Below are 20,993 nucleotides of genomic sequence, written 5' to 3'. Positions count from 1 at the left end.
ATTAATCTTTAATTAATTATAAAACTCTATAATTTGTTCTTCACAGTCGCTTGTTCCGCACATCAGCCAGCGCTTCCCGGAATCCCTCTCAACAATTTGTCCAGATGTAAAGACGACATCGGCCAAATCATCGCGTTTGCACGGTCCAGCCAAATAATCTTTCCGTTCAGCGATGATACGTTCACCAAAGATAGTGTTAGCTTCGAGATCAATATAAAACGACAATGCATAGTAGTTACGATTGCTATCGCCAACCATTCGAGCTATATGACCTAAGACATAAACAACATTCTTAGAAATCTGTTCAATTTGATTTGCACCACCCCAAGTTCCCTCAGAAAAATTATTTTCAAGTAAGGGTGCTGTATTCAAATCAAGCGTACACAGTTCCTCCATGCCTTGGGCAATCACTAATCCAATCTTACCCGCACCAGCCTGTCCGCCTTGCGGTCTAGTAAGTACTAAGATTTGACCACTGCGCAACTGACATAAACGGATATCCTTCATCTTGCTAGGACCGGCGAATAGGAAATCTGTTGATAAATCCGAATTCAGTCGATAAAATTCAGTTCGCCAAACTGGACCAGAATCATGTGACCAATCTACTTGAACACCACCGAGTAATATTTCACCATCTATCTGTGTAATAAATGGATCCTGCAGTGCTAAAGAAAAATCTGGGATCTTCGCAAATCTATTTTGGGAAACCTGCCTGAACAATACTGTTTGTGATTGTTCGCTGTCGCGCGGCTCAACACGGCCGGCAATCAAAATCTGATGATTCAATTCAAATGGCGTGGACGTATTATAGACGTCCCTATCTCCAACGCCTGTGAACACCATTTTTTCAATTTGACATGTCTTTCTCTGCCGTCGGTAGCTCTCCAACAAAGTATCAATCGTCTTCATTTCGCTTTGACCTCCTATTTCAAGGTATATTGCATACCCTCCTGGAAATTCTTTGAGAACAGCAAGAACAGTAATATCAACGGTAAAGTTAGTAGCACTGATGCTGCATACATGGGTCCAGGATAAGTTCCGTATGGTCCAAACATTTGTGAAATCAGTACATTTAAGGTCACAGTACTATCGCTTTTCGAAACAATCATATCCCAAAGCAATGTTGTCCATCTCTCTGTGTAAAGGAATAGGAAAATAACTGTTGTAATCGATTTTGACATTGGTACAACAATCTTGAATAGAATTTGCATATCAGTTGCACCATCTAGCTTCGCTGATTCAATTAATGTGTCCGGAATTGCTTTGAAAAAGTTGGTGTACATAAAGATTGCCCAAAGGCTCACCGCGGTTGGTAAGATCATCCCTTGAAAGGTATCGATCCATCCCACTTTTGTAATCAACAAGAATTGTGGAATCAAAAGGATTATTCCTGGAAAGAACATTTGGAAAAGAATGAAGTTATCCACCAACTTCTTCCCGCGAAATTCGATTTTTGCCAAAGCATAAGCAACCATAACAGCAAACAACATCATCAAGAACACCGTAATTGTACTAACAATGAACGTGTGTAGAAACGCCTGAACCCATGGTGCAGGCGCCACAGTTACGCTATTGCTGAATAGCCACTGCCAAGACCGCAAGGAATAACTTGTTGGGATTAAATGCTTATCCACCTGATCCCAACTTGCAAACGAATTTAGAACCAAGTAAATAAACGGAAAAATCATAATCAATAAAAACACAATGGTGAAAATATAATTTAGGGTAACTTTCAGCGTTTTGTTCTTAGTTCCAACCATAATGTTTACCCCACTTTTCAATCAAATTGCGCAAAACACCAATGGAGAGGAAGGTCACAACGGCTGCAATCAGTGCAATGGCCGACGCATATCCAGACTTCAAGTTAACAAACGCCTGATTATAAATCTCCATTTGCCAAGTGTTTGTCGCACCATTTGGTCCCCCACCAGTTAACTGATAAACTTCCGTAAAGATCCCGAAACTGACGCCAATCGCTAAAATCAGCACTGTATAGAGAGAGGGATATAGCATTGGAACAGTAATTTTCCAAAATCGTTGCCAACCATTTACTCCGTCCAGTGCAGCTGCTTCATAAATTTCTGTATTGATACTGTTCAATCCCGAAACCAGAATCAAGCCATAATATCCGGACATTTTCCATGCAATCATTACAGAAACAACAATTAATGCGGCTGTTGGTGATCCAAGCCAGTCGACATCCCATCCAAACGAATTTCGCAACCAAGTGCTGATTGGCCCGTTATAGGACAGAATTCCCTTAACAATCAGAGAGGTCACAACTCCACTTGAAAGATATGGAAGAAAGAAGGCCACCAAGAAAACGCCTTTAAATTTCGGTAAGCGATTGACCAACACCGCTACCAACATAGATAAAATTAAAGCCAACGGGACAAAAACAATTAAGAACTTATAGGTCACGAAAAAGGCCTGATGGATCTTTGCATTCTTAAATGAAACAATAAAGTTTTCCAGTCCAACAAACTTGATCTCTGGTGAAATCAAATTCCAATTCGTCAACGCTAGCCAGAAAGACCAGAACAGCGGAAGTAAGAAAAATATAGTTGTAAAAATAAGATAAGGGCTGGTAAACAGCCAGCCCAACTTGTTGTTTCTACGCTTCATGATTACAGCGCTCCTTTAATTGCCTTTACCATATCTGCCCAAGCCTTCTCAGGTGTTTTCTTGCCAGTAACTGCAGGAATCCAGCCATCGTTGCCAAGCTTCTCTTGTAGTGTATTGTAATCTGCATTATCCATTGCTGGAATTGCATTCGGTACATTAGCAGCGTAAACCTTCATCTCTGGGTTACTCTCAAAGTAATTCTTAAAAGCGCTATTGGTGGAAGCATCATCACGTGCAGGTAACAATGAAGTTAATTTAAGTAATGATACATCATTGTTCACGTCGCTCATGACAAATTTCAAGAATTTCATTGCGGCTTTCTTCTGTGCATTTGTTGCTTTTGCATACAATACAACACCCTTGGCATCCGCATAGGTCTTAACGTTATCAGCATCAGCCATTTCGTCTGGAACCGGAACACTAGTAATCGTATAAGTATCGTCAAACTTCAAGTTCGGATACTTTTCGGCCCAATTTGGGAATGTCCATGGTCCAATGATATTCATAACTGAAAGTCCTGATTCAAACGGATCCGTTGTTTTCTTCGTAATTAATTCTTTATCCTGATACAGATCCTGCATAAACTTAAAGACAGTTACACCAGCATCTTTATCCCCAACAAATTTCGTGCCATTAATAAAGCTAGCACCATTGCTAGCAGCGTCATAAAATGGGAAAAAGTCAAACCAGCGTTGATATGCAGTAGGGTCCACCACTGTCGGATTCGCATATACAACTTTGCTAGGATCCTTCGCCTTCAAAGCATCCGCAACCTTCTGCACATCACTATACGTTTTAGGAACTGAATCAATTCCAATTTTCTTAAGTGTATCTAAGCGCCAGCCAACTAGCATTGGATTTGAATATAGTGGCACAACGAACTGATTTCCATCAGAGAATTTCCAACTCTTAATAGTTTTCGTCATATTACGACCGCTAACTACGTCATTCATTAAGTTCTTAGTGCTCTCATCATTGTTCAAAGGTACGATTGCTTTGCTTTTTGCGAGTTGTGCAGCAAAACTACGAGTAATGTTTTCTGACATTGTTGGAGCAGTACCAGATGCAATGGCAGATTGAATTGTTGCTTCAGAAGTTGGGCTTTCTTTCATTTGCGAAACTTTAACAGTGATCTTAGGATTCTTTTTCTCAAACTCCGTTGCCATCTTCTTCCAGTATTTTACTTGAGGTGGATTTGGTGCTGCCCAAAAAGTAATGGTTGTTTTATCACCCGATTGCTCCGAACTTTTACTACCACAAGCGGCTAATCCAAATAGTGTAGTGGCACAAACCGCTGCCAATAAAGCGAGACGTTTGAATTTCATTTTAACTCCTCCTAAAGTGTAAGCGCTATTAATTACAAGTACATTATAATAACATTATCGTAATTGTGTCAAGTAATGTTTTTAATATTTTTTTAACGGCACACTTGATTGCCAAGTCAAGATAAATTATAATTACGGTAATGTTAGTAATATGACTGGAGCTATAATTCATGAAAGTGACAATGCAAACTATTGCGGATCGTTTAGGAATTTCAAAAAATACGGTTTCGCAAGCACTACGTAACAAGGATACAGTTAGCGTCCGTACTCGCGAGCTGGTTCACGAGACTGCCCAAAAGGTTGGCTATAACTATTCCGAGCGAGCAAACGATGCGGTGACAAACAACGGTTCTCTTTTCGCCTTGATCACAACAGATTTGACTTTGACTCTTAACAGTTTTTTTGGAGTTATCCTTAGTGAGATTAAGGAAAAGATTCTCAAAAACAATCAACAAATCGACATTTACGCTATTTCAAGTGAACAGGAGCAAGAATTGCAACTACCACCACAAATTGAACAGGGAAACTACGATGGCATTTTCATTCTTTCTTACTTTTCAACGGAATATTTAAGAAAACTGGAAGCAATCAAGACACCGAAAGTCCTAATTGATCATCACCAGCCAAATTTAGATATTGACAGTGTCTTAACTGCTAACATTGATGGCAGCATTGAGGCATTGGCATTTCTGGCAGCCAATTCAGTACAGACAATCGGCTTCATCGGTGACATTGATCGTTCTCCGAGTTATCAGGAGCGTTTCATTGGCTTCGAGTTGGCACAAAAGCAGCTCAACTTTCAATCCAAACCCGAGTGGACGATCTGCCATCTCAAAGAAAATCAGGGCTTTCTTTTTGATGCAATTCGTCAGCTTGATGACCTCCCCGACGCTTGGTTTTGCGTGAATAATGGCTATGCCTATTCACTAATAAATTATTTCCAAAGTCACAAACTTTCGATCCCACACGACGTCAAAATTTTGTCATTCGATGATACTGACTTATCAAGAATGACCCATCCACGGATGACAGTAATGGCAACAAATCTCCTAGAAATGGGTGATACCGCATACGCGTTGCTCCAAGAACGAATCACTTCTCCAGAAGCACCAATCAAGCAAATTTGCTTGAAACCAAAACTGATAAAACGTGGTACCGTTTAAAAACATAACAAAAATGGCCAAGGCATTTCTAGCCCTGACCATTTTTGTTATGCATCTAATTATCCAAAATATATATAAACGGTTACCCCAGCGCCACATCCAGGATCATCATGATCACAAAGCCGGTCATGACACCGAAAACGGCCATATGACTGTGTTCTTTGTGGGATTGTTGCGCTTCGGGAATCAATTCTTCCACCACGACATAGATCATCGCGCCGGCGGCAAAGGCCAAGGCATAGGGCAGAATCTGGGTCATGGCGCTAACGAGTAGCGCCCCTAGCACCCCGGCGATCGGTTCAACGAAGCCGGAAGCTTGCCCGTAGAAAAAGGCTTTGGTTCGACTGGTCCCCGCTTGGCGCATGGGAATCGAAACAGCAGCGCCTTCGGGGAAGTTTTGAATCCCGATGCCAAGCGTCACTGAGATCGCGGCTAACACAGCGAGGCGGGGGTCGGCAGCCTGATTGACCGCCCCAAACGCCACCCCGACAGCCAGCCCTTCTGGAATATTATGAAGCGTGATCGAAAAAACAAGCAAGAAGGTTTTCTTGAGGTAATCAGGGAAACCTTTTTTTGTGCTTTTGCGAGCACCATCAATATGAGGCAGTAGCCGATCGGCGCCGTACAGAAACAAGCCGCCAAACGCGAAACCAATCGCGACGGCCAGCCAGGCGATATCGCCGTTCTCCTCTGCTCGGGCGATGGCGGGGTCAAGTAACGACCAGAAGCTGGCCGCGATCATCACCCCAGACGCGAAGCCCAGCATGTAATTAAGTACTTCTTTCTTGATTTCCTTAAAGAAGAAAACCAAGGCCGCGCCCAAAGCGGTCATGAAATAGGTAAAGAGGGTCCCCAATAGAGCCTGCTGCCACGGTTGCAGCCCTATAAAAAACTCGATCATCAAATTCACTCCTTCACACCTACTTTACCATGTTTAAAGGAAAAGTTAAACAAATATTTAGCATTTATAAAGGTTTCTATTAGGCCACGCTAACATAACTGCCGTCCAGTAAAAAACGATCACGCTTTTTCAACGTGATCGTTACTTTTTGCCAATCGCAACCGCCGCTGGCAAAGCATGGTCTGACCATTTGACATTTGAATTGATAAATTGGCTTTTGCTCGCGGGTTCACCTGAGAAAGCGAGCTTGATCTTCAAACAAAGCATTACCCGATTGCTCCACCGGCCGTTCAAGCCCTTCCTGATCCAGCTGTTGAGCCAGCGCCACGATCAGTAACCGCGTCTGGGCAACGGTTGGTTCCTGGTGGAAATCCACCCGTTGCCAAACATAACGGGTCAATTGACGTAGCCGCCGATCCGACAGATTTTGATCCTGGCGATACCGCCAAAGCGCGTCCTGATAACGAATCATCGTTGGCTTGATCAGAACGATCAACGGATCCAGTTGGCGCACCAGCTGGGACAACGTTAGCGCCGCAAAAATTTGTTGCGGCGGAACTTGCGTGATCACCAGGCGATAATCGGCGCTGGGATAGGCGTGGGCGACTGGATTATGTTCAAGGAGCCAACTGATTTTTAAGCAAAGCGCCGGATAGCAAACCAACCGTAAAAGTTGACGATCCTTTAGGCTACTCGGCGCGTTAGCTCCCTGCAAAAATGGCTGCCACTCCCCCTGATCGAGAAAGCGGACCAAAGGATACTGTTGGCGAAAATCAGTTGCCACTAGCCGCTGGTGCCCAAATCGTTGCCAAACCCGTTGGCGGTGATGATATAAAAGTAGGCCCACAATCAATAACGCCAACAGTAATAGCCCGCCGCCTAATAGAAATAGCCCTAGTTTAAAGTTTGTCGTCATTCCTTACTTTCATCTTCTAACATGGTTGACCCCAAATCACCGTCAATTTTGCACTACCAGCCGCCGGAGAAGCCGCCGCCACCGGTACTGCCACCGCCAAAGCCGCCGCCGAAACTGTCGTTAGAACCGGAAGAACTACTATTGCTTTGACTACTGGCAACGCTGTAAACGACCCACCAAGTCGGCCAGTCACTGCCTTTGCTGCCTTCGGTGATTGTGACTTTCCCATGGTCGTCCATCACTTTATCGACCTGACGGATCATTCTTTTGACCTGTGCCGCGGTCACGGCTTCATTATAATTGGCGTGGCCCTGAATAAATCGCCAGAGGTGCTCTTGCCGATCCGCGTTCACCCCGTTCTCTTGGCAATATTGTTGCCAAATTTCCTGATAGAGCGTTTCTGTCGCCGCGTAAGCCTGGGCAAACGGCGTCAATAAATCTAATAAATCATCCAAGGTCCGCACCGCAAATAACGTGGCTTTGGCGGGTTGCGTCAACACCAAGGTGTAGTCGCTGATTGGATTGGTCAAAGACACCGAATTGGTTTGTAAAATCGTGGTAAGTTCCTTGGTTAACACTGGATAGACCACTTGTAGCATCACCTGGTAATCTGTGTTCTGCTTCGGCGCCGAATTGAGGTGATCCAGGAGCTCCAATTCTTTCTGAATACCCGCAGTGGAAACCGCCGTCGCCAAAGGATATGCCTGTACGAAATCAGCCGCCGCCACGCGGTCACGGGCAAATTGCCGCCAAACCCGTTGCTTGCGCGCGTATTGGACCCAAGCATAGATTCCCAAGCATGCCAAGAGGCCCAGCACGATCAAGACGATCGTCCAAATAATTTGTTTGCGCCGCTTACTGGCAGCCTGCTTGGCGGCCATTTGCGTTGGCGTTAAAATATTGCCTTTTCGCTGCACCAAATAAGTACCCAGATTCGCGGTCATCTGTCTGATCGCCAAATCATACTGACCCGCCTTCAACTGCTTCGTGACCGCCTTCGTCACCACTTTCTTCTTCGCGCCATCAGGAATCACATTCTCCAAGCCATACCCCACGGTCAAATCATACTTGCGATCCTTGACCGCCACCGTGAGTAACAACCCATTATCCCAGCCTTGATGTCCGACACCCATTTTCGTGAACAAATCAACGGCGTAATCATGGATGTCATCTTCATCTTTCGGCAATCGCTGAAGCGTCACCACCGCTAATTGCGGCTGCCCTGTGAGCTGCTTGAATGTCTGATCGTTGAGCCGATCGATCTGAGTGACCGTCTTGTGGGACAGCACTTCGGCGTGATCGGCGACCCAAGCGGAATTCGTCGCCGCCACCGGTTGCGCCGCACCACTGCCCACACCTAAGAGCACCAAGCCCATTAACCAACCCAACGCCACAATCCATTTCTTCTTCATAATCATTACCCCCTACCCTTATTCTTGACCTGCCAGAATCGCCCTGACGAAAAAAGGACCGGCCTCTCCAGACTGATCCAATTGTCCAACTTGTTAACTTGCCCGACTACACCAACGACACTTCTGAAACACAAAAACTAAGCCTGCCGATCGAAATATTCAGCGATCCGTTCTTGGTCGTGTTGCGTCAACGCCCAAGTCTGACTCGGTTGATGATTCCGTTGCCAGCCCCGCCAAAAATCAAACCCATGAACGAAATCCTGCAAGAATTCCAACGAATTATTCTTGACCAGCACATAAGCCATTGTCGCTAAACTCTCATTGACCCGTTGCGGTTGCCGCTGATACGCGGCCACCGCCGCCTTAGTGAACGCCGCCGGATCAGCCCGATAAGCATCGCGATACTTCAACAATTGCGGTTGGTTTAAGAGCGGCTCTAAAGTAAACCCACTGAAATCACTGGGCAACCCATCATTCTTCGCCAACAACTCATAAAGATACAGGAAAAACGACAACCGATCAGTCTCAGCCAAAAAATCAACATCCTCCTGCACCAACCAACCAGTCACAATCAATTTAGCATCAGATTCAAACATATTTATTACCCCCATTAGATAGAGTGCGGAGAGGTGCGGTTAGACCGTGAGCATTAATTTATCAGATTGACTAAGCTGCGCAGCAGATTGGGCAATCTGATACTTTAAGGCGCAGCGGTCTGCACCTCGCAGCACATTTTGATAGAGTGCGGAGAGCAACGGGTTGACTTCGAGCATTAGCCTAGCTCTTGTTTTGGAAGCGTCCTTTGCTTCCGGAACAAGAGCGTAGCTAAGCACAGAAGTCAGTTGCGCGGAGCACGTTTTGATAGAGTGCGAGCCACCCCGGGTAGTGCTCCTGAGCATTAGCCCAGCCAGAATTTTGGAAGCCGCACCTCGCTCCCGGAGCCATTGTTCTTTCCCTTCTATCATACCGCAGTCCGTCCAAAATGAAACCATTTTCAATTGAAAATTGACGGCCGCCCGAATTCAGTGTCACTTTTTTTGGGGAAACAGCTGGGCTTTATCTTTCGACAACCAATCAAAAATAGACTCCCACTAGCGCCGAAAATTGCCGGCGAAGGCAAGCGTCTATTTTCATTAAAAGCTGAAAACTATTCTGAGTCGATTGAAATCCACCAACTATTCCGCGCGCAACGCGATCGCGGCGTCTTTCTTGGCGGCCATTCTAGCTGGAATGTGCCCGCCTAACATGGTCAAGATGGTGCTGACCACAACTAGGATCAACGCTTGGACAGGATCGAGGATCGCGACATTTTTCAAATCGGTCAGATTATACAACAGGGAATTGATCGGGAAGGTCAACAATTCGGCGATCAGGATCCCTAATAATCCGGAAGAAACGCCTAAAATAAAGGTTTCGGCGTCGAATACTCGGGTCACGTCTTTGCTCCGGGCCCCTAACGCGCGCAGCACCCCGATCTCCTTGGTCCGCTCCAGCACTGACGTATAGGTCAGGATCCCGATCATGATCATGCTGGTGATCAGCGAGATCGCGGCGAAAGCGACCAGCACATAGGTGATCGCGTCCATCAAACCACCGGTTAAATTGGTCACGGTACCGGCGAGATCCAGGTAGGTGATTTTATTGGTCTTGCTCTTGCCCTTGTTCCATTTATCCAAATACTTCAAAACAGCATCTTTATCTTTGAAATTATTCGGATAGATCATGAGGCTATAAGGCATACTGCTGCCGCCTAACGTAGCCAAAAAAGTCTGCTTCGTGGTGGCGTCCATCTTCTGGTTGGTCATCACATTGACGTCGGTCGCTTTTTGCGCCTTGACGATCGCGGAATCTTGGTTCAAATCAATGATCTGCCGCGCCAATTTATCGCTGTAAGCAACGCCAGTGGATAACAGATCCATGTTGGAATTGCTGCGCGCGCGAATCACGCCGGCGATCTTGAGCTTGAGGTTGCCACTCTTGTCATACAAGGAGCTGACGTCTGTATTGGGAATATAGTTCCCCGTTGGCAGCGCCGTGTAATAGTCATCATTGCCGACCAACTGAATCTCGGTGCCCACCAGCTGATCGAAATCGATTTTCTCACCATCATTGATGTCAAAACCGAGATTCTTCAAGGCGTTGATATTGATTGTGTTATCCGAATTGACCACCAGCACCAGGTCAGTGGCGGCGGTAGGATAGCTCCCTGACAACAACCGATAATTCTTCTTCAGGAAATTCTCCTTAGTTTGATCCAGTTGCTCTGGGAACGAGGAGCTGCCTAAACCAGTTGAGGCCGACATCGCCGCGGCGCCAGAGTTACTGCTACTAGCGCTGGAAAAAGTCACCGTTTCAACCTTGCCATCGACTTTGCGCAACAGGTTCATGCCCACCAAGCGGGTATAGCCAATGTTGTTGCTCAAAGCCGGATCGATATCTTTGACATAGTTCAGGTATTTCGTGGTGATCTTGTTGGTCTTCATCGCCTTTTGCTGCATGCTGATCTTAGCGGTGACCGCGGTGCCCTTGCCACTGAGCTGCTTGGTTTCCTTCTGCTGCTCCGCCGAAGCCGCCTGCAAGTCGGTCGCCTGCTGCGAGATCGTGATCGGATATTTCGCCAACGTTTTCGTCTGGGTCTGATCGATCTGTTTCTGGAAACCACCGGATAACGCCAGCACAACGCCAATACTAATGATCCCGATACTAGAAGCAAAGGCCGTCAAAAACGTCCGCCCTTTTTTCGTCCGGATATTATTGAACGACAAATTAAGCGCCGTCCAGAAACTCATTTTCGTCCGCTTCAATTGGAACTGATCTGGCTTCGGCCGTTCCTGGTGAGGGTTGGAGTCATGCCGAATCTTCCCATCAGAGAACTCAATGATCCGATCCGCGTATTGCTTCGCCAATTCCGGATTATGGGTGACCATGATCACTAATTTCTCGCCGGAAAGCTCGCGAATCAATTCCATGATCTGCACGCTAGTTTCGGTATCCAAAGCCCCCGTCGGCTCGTCGCACAATAAAATATCCGGATCATTGGCCAACGCTCGGGCGATTGCGACCCGCTGCATCTGCCCACCAGAAAGTTGGTTCGGCTTCTTATGCAAATGATCTTTCAGACCGACCCGAATCAACGCGTCCTCAGCGCGATGCCGCTTCTCCGCGCCGCTGACCCCACTTAAGGTCATACCTAATTCAACGTTCTCCAGAATGCCTAAATGACCAATCAAATTGTAGCTTTGGAACACAAATCCAATCGAGTTATTGCGGTAAGCATCCCAATCCGTCGGTTTAAAGCTCTTAGTCGATTTCCCGTTGATGACCATATCGCCAGAGTCATACTGATCCAAGCCGCCGATCATATTCAACAGCGTCGTTTTCCCAGAACCACTGGGCCCTAAGATCGCGACGAATTCTTGCTTACGAAAAGCAACCGAAACGCCATCCAGCGCTTTTGTAACGGTCTCGCCAACGCGGTAGTACTTTTTAATATCTTTTAATTCGAGCACAATAACCCTCCCAAATCCTTCCACAAGTGACAAAGTGTTTATTTGATTATAGCATAACAACCGCCGTAACAAAGCGGGCGCAGGTCTGACTTTTCTTGAAAAAAACCGATTCTTTATTGGTTGAACTGATTTGAAAAATATAGCTGCTATTCTTGATTACTCGCTTGATTGCAGTTGTGGTGGGGTTTGGTGGTGACGCAACCGCCTCAGGACGTTTGTCGTGGCTGGAACGCGGTGGGCACTGTTTTGAGCCAATCCGCAAGCCCAGCGGCTTGTCTCAAAATCAGGCCTTATTCTAAGCGATAAATCGCTAAGAATAATCTCACCGCTGAGCCACACGTCCTGAGGCGGTTGCTAGGCAGAATCGAGCTTATCTGCAATCAAAGTTGGATATCTGACGAAGTGCTTTTGCGAGCTAGCGGTCAAACGATCGCCCACTTTTGGGGTGGTACGACAATGCCAACTGATTTAGATTAGAAGACCGGGATATTTTGCGTAGGCTGAACACTCTCTGCTTGTTTCCTTAACAATCATTGGTTTGGAAGCCGACCGATTCAGATGATTCATCAAGAACCTGCCTTGGTTCATCAGACCGACTATACTGGTGTCGTCAATTTAAAGCTGGTGACCACTAACCATGGCCGTCAATGGCGTGGATCCTTATCAGTTAGCGATGGCTTACCAATTGGCGTGAGCGCTCAAACGGCTGTTATAACGTTGAGCGGCTGGAGCGGAGCGTGGCGTTGGTGGTTCGTTCGTTTGCCGGCGGAAGGTCGGGCTGGGGGTGAGTCAGCCGCGATATTATTGTTGGCGATTTATCGCCTACAATAAGGCCGAGCTTGAAGATTTTCGGTGCACTTCCGAAAAGCTTCAAGTCGTGCCCGCCGCGTTCCACCACCCCCAGCCCGACCTGGAGCCCCACCACACCTATCCACCACCAATGCCACGCGCAGCGCAAGCTGCGGCCCATCTACTAACTTGCCCACCTTGGTATGAACAGTCAGAATCCCCACCAAATCAAATTGACTGCAAAGTCATTGACTTACCAGTCATCAAGAATTATAATCATCCTGTTTTTAGAAAATCAGGCGGCCAGAACCACCTGATTGGGGGAGGATACAACATGACAGCTCAACCGATTTTGCAAGTCACGCACTTGCGCAAGAACTTTGGCAAGTTCACCGCGCTTAGTGACGTTAGTTTACAGGTAAACCCTGGTGAAGTCGTGGGCTTCATCGGTCCCAATGGCGCCGGCAAATCGACCACGATTCGAACAATCTTAGGTATGCTCAAGGCGGATGGTGGCTCCGTGACTGTTTTCGGCCAAGATGCTTGGCAAGACGCCGTCAATATTCATGAACGCTTGGCCTACGTACCGGGGGATGTTTATTTGTGGCCGAATTTCACTGGCGGACAAACCATTGACCTATTATTGAAGATGAGTGGTCAGCAGCACACGCCGCGGACCGATGCTTTGATCCAAGCCTTCGATCTGGATCCGGCGAAGAAGAACAGCACTTATTCCAAGGGCAATCGTCAAAAGGTGGCGTTGATCGCGTCCTTATCCAGTGATGTGGACTTTTATATTTTCGACGAGCCGACTTCCGGTCTGGATCCTTTGAATGAGAACATCTTCCAGCAAGAGGTGGCACGCTTGAAAGCGGCTGGTAAGGCAATCTTACTCTCCAGTCACATTCTTTCCGAAGTCGAGAAAATGGGCGATACCATCGCCATCATTCGTCAAGGTAAAATCATCGAGGCTGGTTCCTTGACGCAAATGCGGCACTTGACGCGGACCAACGTGACGGTGACCACTCAGGGTGACCTCGCTAGCTTAGCTAAGTTGACCGGCGTGCACAATTTCCACTTGATCGATCACCAAACGACCCGGGCAACTTTCGCGGTGGATTCAGAGGCGTTGTCACTGGTGCTTCAAGCGGTGGCCGCCTTGACAGTGACGAACTTGCAAATCGCCCCACCCGCTTTAGAAGACTTATTTATGCGCTACTACGATCAAGCAGCGGATCCAGAGGTGACCGGTGATGTTCAAAAATAACTTTGCGCAAACGGGGCGCTTGTTGGGGCTCAACTTGCGCCGTGACTGGTTGAAACTGACCCTTTGGCTGCTGGGTCTAGTAGGCTTGATGGTTGGTTATGCGGCGGCGATCGGGACGATTTTCCCAGACGAAGCGGCGCGGGAATCGCTGATTGCCACTTTGAAAACACCAGCGATGGTCGCCTTTCTGGGCTACTTTCCCGAGCACGTGGCGATGACAGACGCGGTGATGTTCAGCGGCGAAATGCTGGTGTTCATGAGCTTGATGTACGGCTTGGCCAGCCTCTTGATTGCCATCAGCGCCACTCGCGGTGAAGAGGAAGCGGGCTTAGTTGAACTGCTCCAAGCCAAAAACGTTGGCCGGCACGCTTTCTTGCTAGCCGGATTTTGGGAAGTTTTGCTATTCAATTTGGCAACCTTATTGCTCGTCGGTGGCGGCCTGTCGGTGATCCACATGACCGGCGCCAACTTGAGCGGTGATTGGCTGACGGCCACATTACCGGCCGCCTTCGGTTTATTATTCGGCGTGGTTGGGTTGTTGCTGGCCCAAGTCGTGGCGGAAACACGTTCGGCAATGGCTGGCTCGCTAGCGTTACTGGGCTTGGCCTACTTGGTCCGGATGTCGATCGATGTCAGCCAGCCCAGCGCCAACTGGTGGTCGCCGTTTGGCTGGCTGGAGCGGGCCGGCGCTTATTATCAGAATAACTGGTGGCCCTTGGGCTTATTGGTGCTTAGTAGCGTCGTTCTTTTCGCTGGGGCTTTTTGGGCCAGTGATGCCCGTGATCTCGGCGCCGGCTTGGTCGCCGTGCGCAATGGTCGGGTCAAAAGTCGGCTCTTACGCGGACCGTTGACTGCCTTGATCAAAACAGACACCCGCAGCTTCTGGAGTTGGCTGATTGGCGCGCTGATCATTGGCCTGATGTACGGTTCGATTTTCAACACATTAGCCGACATGATCGACAGCAATCCGATGATCAAGCAAATTCTCGGCAGCCAAACCCGTCAACAAGCGGGCAATCAAGTGGTGATCACCTTCATGGCCACCTTGAGTATCGTTTTAGTCACAATCGCGGTGATCCGTGCGCTTTTTCTCGCCAATCGTCTTTACGGCGACGGCCAATTGGGTTACATTGAATTGTTCGCCGCAAAGCCAATCGGGCGCATCCGGCTAGGCGCCACTTATGTAGGTTATGCCTTGATCAACGGTTGGCTAACGTTAGGTGCAGGTGTTTTCGGGTTATACTTAGGAAATGTGGCGGTTTTGCCCCAGCCAGTGGCGGCGAAGTATTTCTGGCGAATGTTCATTGCCAACAGCGTCGCGGTTTTAGCGTTCGTCGCCGTGGCCGCTGTCTTGCTGGCTTTCGCGCCGAAGTGGCGACACCTTTTGTTGGCTTACGCTGGCATTGGTTTCGTCCTGATGTACTTCCGAAATATCTTCCAACTATCTGACCAAGTCGTCAAGATTGTACCCTATGGTTGGTTCAAAAACATTCCCCAACAGTCTTTAGATTGGTCAGTTTTAGGCGTGATGATCGGCCTCAGTGTGGTCCTCTTGATCATAGCCGGTTGGGGCTATCATCGCCGCGATCAAATTTTCAATTAGAAATGAGTGCAGACATGATGAAACGAACAAGATTACCAGAAGATCCGGTCAAAAAAGCCCGCATGCAAGCGGCCGCGTTAGCGTTGTTTGCCAGTGGGGGCTACCAAGCCACCAAAGTCGACGCGATTGCCGCCAAAGCCCAGGTCTCCAAGGGCCTGATCTTCAAATACTTCGGTAATAAAGAGCAACTCTATTTGGCCACGCTACGACAAGCTTACGACCGACTGATGGCAATCATGGACGAGGCAGTTTGGCAGGAATCCGGCGATTTAGTCGCAATGGTCACCAATGCCACCCGCTACAAAATCAGCCTGCAATTACAATACCCGCAGGAATTCCAATTATTATTGAATGGGTTCATTCATCTCAAGCAATTACCCGCCAGTGGTCGCCAGTATGTTGAGCAGATGATGGTCGCGAACCAGGATCTGACCCAACGGCTCGTCCTACCTGTCTTTGCGAAAATGACCTTTAAACCAGGCATCACAGCTACCGATGCCTTAACCGTTTTGAATTATGTCACCAGCGGTTATCTGCAGAAATTCCAACAGTATTTGTTGAGCCACCCAGAAGTGACCACGGTGGCGGAAATGGAACCACTGTTGGCCGATCTGACCCGTTATTTGCGGATCGTCGAATATGGTTTTGTCGCCCCAGCTTGACTTTTTCCTGAAGCGAACATGTTAAAACAGAAAAGACGACCAACATCCGGGCAAGATGTTGGTCGTCTTTTCTTTAAGGGGAGGAGTAAAAATGAAGAAAAATTTGGTTGTTAGCCACACCGGGCAAGTGCGACTAATTGGTTGTTTCATCACAACGGGCAATTGTGACGAATATGTGCTTCGTGGCGGGCAACCACTGAGCACGTTGTCAGCATTGACGGGCAATCAATTCTGACTTATTTAGGTTTAGGGTTTTGTTTGGAGTTTATAGATCACAAGGTCTTGCAGCGCACCGGGCAAGTGCTCTTGCATTTCCTTTGCTTTCTATGTTAATAACTATAACCTGAAAGTTTGAAAAGCTCTTGTTCAAATTATGGTTCTTGCGGGAATAAAATTTGAAGAAATTGTGACACTTTGATTCTGCAAATCGTTTCCTGAGCTCCACGAACTCATCTTGACCCCATACCTGCGTTATTTTCAATCTCTTTATTGAAATAGGCGTTGATAGATTTCCGTGATGGGATCTTGGTTATTGTTGGCGGTCAAAATCAAATTGGCGGCTTCTTTGATGTGGGGCACGGCGTTTTGCACGGCGACACCACAGCCGGCCGCTTGGATCATACTGAAGTCGTTGTCATTATCGCCTAAAGCAATGATCTCTTCAGGCTTGATTCCCAGCGCTTGCCCCAGCTCCAAGGTGGCGCTGCCCTTATTAACGTTGGCCGGATTGAACTCGACATAACGATTCGACGAATAAGTCACCGTCAAGGGTTCCGCGACTTGGCGCTCCGCCCGGGCGCGAAAAGCAGCCAATTTCTCTGGATCTAGATTCTTCATAATGATCTTGACGATCGGGCGTTTTGCAAAGGCGCTCAGGTCCGCGCCAGTCAGGGGCAAAACGTCCACACCCCGAGATTTGATATAACTCACTTCATTAGCGTCTAAATTGCGCACGTAGACATGGTGGACCGTGTACAAATGGATCCCCAAATCAGGCTCAGCCAAAGCCATGCGATAAAGTTGATCGGCCACAGCAAAAGGCAAATAATGATGGCGCAAAATTTGATTAGCCTGGTTGGCCACCACCACCCCGCCATTATAAGAAATCACATACTGATCTGGTTGTTGATAAGTCCCGATCGTTTTCAATAAGGCCTGCACTGACGCGAACCCGCGGCCAGTGTTGGGAACGAATTTAACTTGTTGCGCCTGCAAGCGTAAAATCGTCGCTCGATCCCGCTCCGAAACCTGGCCGGCGTCATTCAACAAAGACTCGTCCAAATCGCTGACAATCATTTTATACATAGAATCACCTTTCCTTAGCTTATTCATTATACGTGAAATCACCAGATGGGGAAAGTTGCGTTTGCCCTTAGTATCTTGGACAGATTTTTTTGGTACATAAAAAGCCCCTAAATTCTGAAGAGTTCGGAATTTTGAGGCTTTTATTTTTGAAACTAAACTTGTGTCTTAGTCTTCTTCTGTAACAAATTCGAAAACCTATCGTCTTAATTTATTGGTGATGTCCATTGCCGCTCAATAAAATCACCAAGGGCATTACCAACTGTACGCCGGTGGTTCAGCCAATCAGGAACGCTCTTGGCTTAATTCAGCAAATTTTTGTTCACAATTTATTATTTCCTTGACTATAATTTTGTGACATTAATGATTGCAGTAATCAGGGTTCCTAGGCCAGCTCCAGAAAAGAGTACACCAAAAACTAGACTAAACCAAATCGAGAACCCTAAAAAACCACTTTTGGATTTGACCGCGCCGGATTTGATATTTCGAAAATACTTGATCGAAATCACTAATTCCCAAATCCCAACTGCTGTTAAAATAAGTCCAATGATTACCAGGGCAATGATACCTTCAGTACTCATGATTAATCCCCTCCCTTGTTTAGCAACTAACATAATTATAGGAGATGCCGGACTGAAAACAAGTCAAAAATCGCCATTGGTGCTCATTTGATCCTAAATGGTATTACTGCGAAGATAATGGTACCTAATGTTTTTTAAATTTGGAACATACTCAGGCGCTTTGAGGCTTATTTTCCCTGACGCCAAGCTGACGTATTCCAACAGCACCATGGAAAGGATCAACCGCTTGAAATACGCTCAGGTCAAGGAAAACGACACCGCGAAATACGTTTCTTGGATGACCAACGACGTTAGTATCGTGGATGCCCAGGGCTTTGAGAACATCTTCGATTCCTTGCAGACACTGACTGCGGTCCTCGTAAACGCGACATGATCGTGAAATACCATTACAGTCTGCTGCTCCTAGTCATGGCGCTGTCTGTGCTGATGATCCTAGGACCTAAGATTCTACAAAAGCCGTTGGAGAAGCATTCCCGGGCATTCAGTCAGGCCAACGAGAAGTTGACTGAAGAAGTGACCGATGTTTTTGACGGTTATAATGCCCTTTATATTCTAGGACAAAAGCAGACCATCAAGCGCCAAGTAGCGCAGTCTTCCCACTTCTTCGCCAAAAGTAAAATTGGGTTGATGACGATCTGCGGTGAGAATAATGGCTTGATGAAGGTCGGTAGTATCATTACTTGCTCGTCCTTAGGCGGCGTGATTTTCGGTAATTTGACGGCCTTCAGTTTCTCGATCGTCGGCGTGCGTTCGACCAAACCGATCTTGGAGAAATTCCAGATCTCAACAGATGAGGTCACTACCCCGCAGCAGGTGACCTTACCTGATTTTCACGAGCAACTCAAAATGGATCGGGTGACTTACCAATATCCTGGTCAAGCGGCGCCAACTTTGCGTGACTTCAGTTTGCAGATCGACAAGGCGCGGAAGTACGCCTTGATCGCCCCCTCCGGTTATGGGAAATCGACGATCCTGAATTTGTTGTTCGCCATGTATGAGGAATACCAAGGCAAGCTGAGTATTGATGGCGTTGATTATCGCCAGCTCAGCGAAGACGCGATCCAAAGTCAGATGCTTTACGTTGATCAACATCCCTATATTTTCGCGGCTAGTTTACGGGACAACATTGTCATGGGGCGGACAGTGACGCCGGAGAAATTAACCGCTGTTTGCGAGATTTGTGGAATCGATCAATTCTTAGGCGATCTCAGCGCTGGTTTGGAAACCAACTTGCGCCACAGTGGGTCTAATTTATCTGGTGGGCAGATGCAGCGGATCGCGCTGGCCCGGATGTTGTTGAGCGACCGACCGATCCTATTGCTTGATGAGATCACCTCCGCCTTGGACGCGGACACCGCCTTGCGGATCGAGCAGAACATTTTGCAACAACCTGATAAAACCGTGGTGATGGTCACCCATAATCTGCGCGCTGATACCCGGCCACTGTTTGATGAAATTGTCGATTTGACCAAATTAGGGATAGCTGACTAGGTTGTGATTTCCAAGAAATGCTTACCGTCCCGATCCCAGTTCTCTTGAGCTTGAATTAAGAAGCTTTGGTTCAAGCTACCAGTTAAGCATCACGAAATGTTAACTTCGGCTTCTGGAAGGGTCAGCTTATTAGAGGCCAGAGCCCGCTAAATGCAATCATCTTCCTGTTCCAACGGCTTGAATAACGGTGCCAACAAACGAACTCATCTTCTGAGTTCGTTTTTTTTACAGAGATACTTCGTAAACTCAGCGAAATCAAGCCGACGTGGCAGAAGGCCAAGGTTGGCACTAACCTTCACTGGTCGATCGATCAGTGCTTTGCCCGCTGAAAGCCTTGATAGTAGCGGACTTCTGATAATCAGAAGTCCAGAAATTGCTGATCATAACCAGCTTCGGAAAAGCAGTCGTAATCAACTCGCGGATCAATGCTCGGCTAGGAACCACCTACCCACGGGTTTGAAAAGTCTGGCCCCTGAGTTCGGATCAAGAGATAGCGCTAGAACTCAGCACGCGTTTCCCGGTAACGGCGCCAGAATTCAGGAGCAATTGTAATGAAGCCTTTGCCCATAACTCACCGCCGCCTTCTTCTATATGATAAAAATAAATCGATTGCGCCAAAAAGATGATATTTAGCTTTTATCAGCTGTTTTTGTGATATAATGGATTCGAATTCAGTATCGTTGACCACCTGAACTAGGGCAATGAAACAATGGGCAGCATCGAGGTGCGCTCATTCACACCATGGTCAATCACAGAAGGGGCGTTGGAGAAATGGGAAAAAAGAGAAACATGGATAAAGGGGATCTAATTCTTCTGATTGTTTTGGTTTTACTTTTCGGTATCTTCCTCGGTGTCAGGGGTGATCGCTTTGTTCGGGCACAAATTGCCAAGCAGAATAAACCGACTTATGAAATCGTGATGGGTCCAACCCGAGATACGGTCATCAGGTATACCAAGGTCAAAGGTGAAGTCCATGAATTTCCGAATCCGAGCCAAAAATTATGCGTGGTTGTTTTCAATCGGACCAGCAAACCTAACTACTACGAACTGAGAGAATTGCAAACGCCAGCTTGGTTAAAGTAGCGGGGCAATCAGATTTCGGCACATTAGTCGCACACCATTAATCGTAACAGAACACAAAAAAGGGAAAGTTGAGGATAGCAACTTTCCCTTTCGTGTCGATTCGAACTCTATTTTTAGAATGACAGGGCATCCGTCAACCACCCGTGACTAAAGTCACAGGCTTGTGAGAGCATCGCCTAACGGCGACACGACCACAATTTGCTTAGATACAGCCGTCGCCTGCAAGCAGGTCTTACGTGCTAATTACCAAAGCCTTTAGAGTCCGCAGGTTGCCAGACGGACTGTGATTCTTAGTTAAGGGCTAAGCCTTTAGCCAAGATATTTTTAGCAGCGTTGTGATCACGGATGTGGTACGTGCCACAGT

At 47.2% G+C, this 20,993-nt stretch carries 20 protein-coding genes; 9 read left to right on the top strand and 11 right to left on the bottom strand.

What is annotated here, in order from left to right; genetic code table 11:
* Positions 1 to 12 precede the first annotated feature (12 nt).
* The 4 genes from EKM94_RS03375 to EKM94_RS03360 are packed head-to-tail and all read right to left on the bottom strand — an operon-like array spanning position 13 to position 3,950.
* The gene (locus EKM94_RS03375) at positions 13 to 909 is read right to left on the bottom strand and encodes a DUF1861 family protein (protein ID WP_125597493.1); all 897 of its coding nucleotides are present in this window, start codon (positions 907 to 909) and stop codon (positions 13 to 15) included.
* Positions 910 to 923: 14 nt separating this feature from the next.
* Positions 924 to 1,760: a carbohydrate ABC transporter permease gene (locus EKM94_RS03370; protein ID WP_125597490.1), complete on the bottom strand. Its 837-nt coding sequence runs from the start codon at positions 1,758 to 1,760 to the stop codon at positions 924 to 926.
* A complete protein-coding gene (locus EKM94_RS03365; protein WP_125597487.1) occupies positions 1,747 to 2,625 on the bottom strand; it encodes a carbohydrate ABC transporter permease in 879 nt (292 codons plus the stop codon). Before EKM94_RS03365 ends, EKM94_RS03370 begins: the two co-directional genes overlap by 14 nt.
* A 2-nt stretch (positions 2,626 to 2,627) precedes the next feature.
* Complete coding sequence (locus EKM94_RS03360) at positions 2,628 to 3,950, bottom strand: ABC transporter substrate-binding protein (protein ID WP_125597484.1); 1,323 nt, start codon at positions 3,948 to 3,950, stop codon at positions 2,628 to 2,630.
* A gap of 170 nt (positions 3,951 to 4,120) precedes the next feature.
* On the opposite strand from EKM94_RS03360, the gene EKM94_RS03355 reads away from it, so the two are divergent.
* On the top strand, positions 4,121 to 5,113 hold the full coding sequence (locus tag EKM94_RS03355; protein WP_125597482.1) for a LacI family DNA-binding transcriptional regulator: 993 nt from the start codon (positions 4,121 to 4,123) through the stop codon (positions 5,111 to 5,113).
* Positions 5,114 to 5,195: 82 nt separating this feature from the next.
* On the opposite strand, the gene EKM94_RS03350 is transcribed toward EKM94_RS03355, so the two are convergent.
* The 5 genes from EKM94_RS03350 to EKM94_RS03330 form a co-directional block, all read right to left on the bottom strand.
* Positions 5,196 to 6,014 (bottom strand): ZIP family metal transporter, encoded by an 819-nt coding sequence (locus EKM94_RS03350; RefSeq protein WP_125597479.1) that lies wholly within the window; start codon positions 6,012 to 6,014, stop codon positions 5,196 to 5,198.
* A 229-nt stretch (positions 6,015 to 6,243) separates the two neighbouring features.
* Entirely contained in the window at positions 6,244 to 6,930 is a 687-nt protein-coding gene (locus tag EKM94_RS03345) for a hypothetical protein (protein WP_125597476.1), read from the bottom strand.
* A gap of 53 nt (positions 6,931 to 6,983) precedes the next feature.
* Complete coding sequence (locus tag EKM94_RS03340) at positions 6,984 to 8,342, bottom strand: TPM domain-containing protein (RefSeq protein WP_164511088.1); 1,359 nt, start codon at positions 8,340 to 8,342, stop codon at positions 6,984 to 6,986.
* A 137-nt stretch (positions 8,343 to 8,479) separates the two neighbouring features.
* Complete coding sequence (locus EKM94_RS03335; protein WP_125597470.1) at positions 8,480 to 8,938, bottom strand: hypothetical protein; 459 nt, start codon at positions 8,936 to 8,938, stop codon at positions 8,480 to 8,482.
* A 579-nt stretch (positions 8,939 to 9,517) separates the two neighbouring features.
* Entirely contained in the window at positions 9,518 to 11,851 is a 2,334-nt protein-coding gene (locus EKM94_RS03330) for an ABC transporter ATP-binding protein/permease (protein ID WP_125597468.1), read from the bottom strand.
* Between the two features lie 558 nt (positions 11,852 to 12,409).
* Here EKM94_RS03330 and EKM94_RS03325 point away from each other — a divergent pair.
* The 5 genes from EKM94_RS03325 to EKM94_RS12300 all read left to right on the top strand — a co-directional run bounded on the left by EKM94_RS03325 (position 12,410) and on the right by EKM94_RS12300 (position 16,407).
* Entirely contained in the window at positions 12,410 to 12,682 is a 273-nt protein-coding gene (locus tag EKM94_RS03325) for a hypothetical protein (RefSeq protein WP_125597465.1), read from the top strand.
* A 292-nt stretch (positions 12,683 to 12,974) separates the two neighbouring features.
* Positions 12,975 to 13,907, top strand: coding sequence for an ABC transporter ATP-binding protein (locus tag EKM94_RS03320; RefSeq protein ID WP_125597462.1), 933 nt, complete (start codon positions 12,975 to 12,977; stop codon positions 13,905 to 13,907).
* A complete protein-coding gene (locus tag EKM94_RS03315) occupies positions 13,894 to 15,510 on the top strand; it encodes an ABC transporter permease (RefSeq protein ID WP_125597459.1) in 1,617 nt (538 codons plus the stop codon). The genes EKM94_RS03320 and EKM94_RS03315 overlap by 14 nt, the downstream gene beginning before the upstream one ends.
* A gap of 17 nt (positions 15,511 to 15,527) precedes the next feature.
* Complete coding sequence (locus EKM94_RS03310) at positions 15,528 to 16,172, top strand: TetR/AcrR family transcriptional regulator (protein ID WP_164511087.1); 645 nt, start codon at positions 15,528 to 15,530, stop codon at positions 16,170 to 16,172.
* A 91-nt stretch (positions 16,173 to 16,263) separates the two neighbouring features.
* Positions 16,264 to 16,407 (top strand): hypothetical protein, encoded by a 144-nt coding sequence (locus EKM94_RS12300; RefSeq protein WP_164511086.1) that lies wholly within the window; start codon positions 16,264 to 16,266, stop codon positions 16,405 to 16,407.
* 251 nt (positions 16,408 to 16,658) lie between these two features.
* On the opposite strand, the gene EKM94_RS03305 is transcribed toward EKM94_RS12300, so the two are convergent.
* Both EKM94_RS03305 and EKM94_RS03300 read right to left on the bottom strand, forming a co-directional pair.
* Positions 16,659 to 17,477 (bottom strand): Cof-type HAD-IIB family hydrolase, encoded by an 819-nt coding sequence (locus tag EKM94_RS03305; protein ID WP_164511085.1) that lies wholly within the window; start codon positions 17,475 to 17,477, stop codon positions 16,659 to 16,661.
* 341 nt (positions 17,478 to 17,818) lie between these two features.
* Positions 17,819 to 18,055 carry a hypothetical protein gene (locus EKM94_RS03300; RefSeq protein WP_125597450.1) on the bottom strand — a complete coding sequence of 79 codons (237 nt, stop codon included), beginning with the start codon at positions 18,053 to 18,055 and terminating at the stop codon, positions 17,819 to 17,821.
* A 127-nt stretch (positions 18,056 to 18,182) separates the two neighbouring features.
* Here EKM94_RS03300 and EKM94_RS03295 point away from each other — a divergent pair, with 127 nt between their 5' ends.
* From EKM94_RS03295 to EKM94_RS03285, 3 genes are all read left to right on the top strand, one after another.
* Positions 18,183 to 18,428 carry a hypothetical protein gene (locus EKM94_RS03295; RefSeq protein WP_125597447.1) on the top strand — a complete coding sequence of 82 codons (246 nt, stop codon included), beginning with the start codon at positions 18,183 to 18,185 and terminating at the stop codon, positions 18,426 to 18,428.
* A gap of 2 nt (positions 18,429 to 18,430) precedes the next feature.
* On the top strand, positions 18,431 to 19,546 hold the full coding sequence (locus EKM94_RS03290) for an ATP-binding cassette domain-containing protein (RefSeq protein WP_164511084.1): 1,116 nt from the start codon (positions 18,431 to 18,433) through the stop codon (positions 19,544 to 19,546).
* A gap of 771 nt (positions 19,547 to 20,317) precedes the next feature.
* Complete coding sequence (locus EKM94_RS03285) at positions 20,318 to 20,629, top strand: hypothetical protein (protein ID WP_125597442.1); 312 nt, start codon at positions 20,318 to 20,320, stop codon at positions 20,627 to 20,629.
* Positions 20,630 to 20,993 lie beyond the last annotated feature (364 nt).

The organism is Lapidilactobacillus achengensis, assembly GCF_003946655.1.
In the GTDB taxonomy this organism is placed as follows: domain Bacteria; phylum Bacillota; class Bacilli; order Lactobacillales; family Lactobacillaceae; genus Lapidilactobacillus; species Lapidilactobacillus achengensis.
The sequence above is the reverse complement of the archived record's forward strand: the minus strand, read 5'-3'. Positions and strand labels throughout refer to the sequence as shown.

Excerpts from the sequence above, each read along its gene's own strand:
- EKM94_RS03345 (WP_125597476.1), bottom strand. The coding sequence starts at position 6,930 with ATGACGACAAACTTTAAACTAGGGCTATTTCTATTAGGCGGCGGGCTA.
- EKM94_RS03325 (WP_125597465.1), top strand. The coding sequence starts at position 12,410 with ATGATTCATCAAGAACCTGCCTTGGTTCATCAGACCGACTATACTGGT.
- EKM94_RS03310 (WP_164511087.1), top strand. The coding sequence starts at position 15,528 with ATGAAACGAACAAGATTACCAGAAGATCCGGTCAAAAAAGCCCGCATG.
- EKM94_RS03315 (WP_125597459.1), top strand. The coding sequence starts at position 13,894 with ATGTTCAAAAATAACTTTGCGCAAACGGGGCGCTTGTTGGGGCTCAAC.
- EKM94_RS03340 (WP_164511088.1), bottom strand. The coding sequence starts at position 8,342 with ATGAAGAAGAAATGGATTGTGGCGTTGGGTTGGTTAATGGGCTTGGTG.
- EKM94_RS03370 (WP_125597490.1), bottom strand. The coding sequence starts at position 1,760 with ATGGTTGGAACTAAGAACAAAACGCTGAAAGTTACCCTAAATTATATT.
- EKM94_RS03355 (WP_125597482.1), top strand. The coding sequence starts at position 4,121 with ATGAAAGTGACAATGCAAACTATTGCGGATCGTTTAGGAATTTCAAAA.
- EKM94_RS03360 (WP_125597484.1), bottom strand. The coding sequence starts at position 3,950 with ATGAAATTCAAACGTCTCGCTTTATTGGCAGCGGTTTGTGCCACTACA.
- EKM94_RS12300 (WP_164511086.1), top strand. The coding sequence starts at position 16,264 with ATGAAGAAAAATTTGGTTGTTAGCCACACCGGGCAAGTGCGACTAATT.
- EKM94_RS03300 (WP_125597450.1), bottom strand. The coding sequence starts at position 18,055 with ATGAGTACTGAAGGTATCATTGCCCTGGTAATCATTGGACTTATTTTA.
- EKM94_RS03305 (WP_164511085.1), bottom strand. The coding sequence starts at position 17,477 with ATGTATAAAATGATTGTCAGCGATTTGGACGAGTCTTTGTTGAATGAC.
- EKM94_RS03375 (WP_125597493.1), bottom strand. The coding sequence starts at position 909 with ATGAAGACGATTGATACTTTGTTGGAGAGCTACCGACGGCAGAGAAAG.
- EKM94_RS03295 (WP_125597447.1), top strand. The coding sequence starts at position 18,183 with ATGTTTTTTAAATTTGGAACATACTCAGGCGCTTTGAGGCTTATTTTC.
- EKM94_RS03285 (WP_125597442.1), top strand. The coding sequence starts at position 20,318 with ATGGGAAAAAAGAGAAACATGGATAAAGGGGATCTAATTCTTCTGATT.
- EKM94_RS03335 (WP_125597470.1), bottom strand. The coding sequence starts at position 8,938 with ATGTTTGAATCTGATGCTAAATTGATTGTGACTGGTTGGTTGGTGCAG.
- EKM94_RS03320 (WP_125597462.1), top strand. The coding sequence starts at position 12,975 with ATGACAGCTCAACCGATTTTGCAAGTCACGCACTTGCGCAAGAACTTT.
- EKM94_RS03365 (WP_125597487.1), bottom strand. The coding sequence starts at position 2,625 with ATGAAGCGTAGAAACAACAAGTTGGGCTGGCTGTTTACCAGCCCTTAT.
- EKM94_RS03350 (WP_125597479.1), bottom strand. The coding sequence starts at position 6,014 with ATGATCGAGTTTTTTATAGGGCTGCAACCGTGGCAGCAGGCTCTATTG.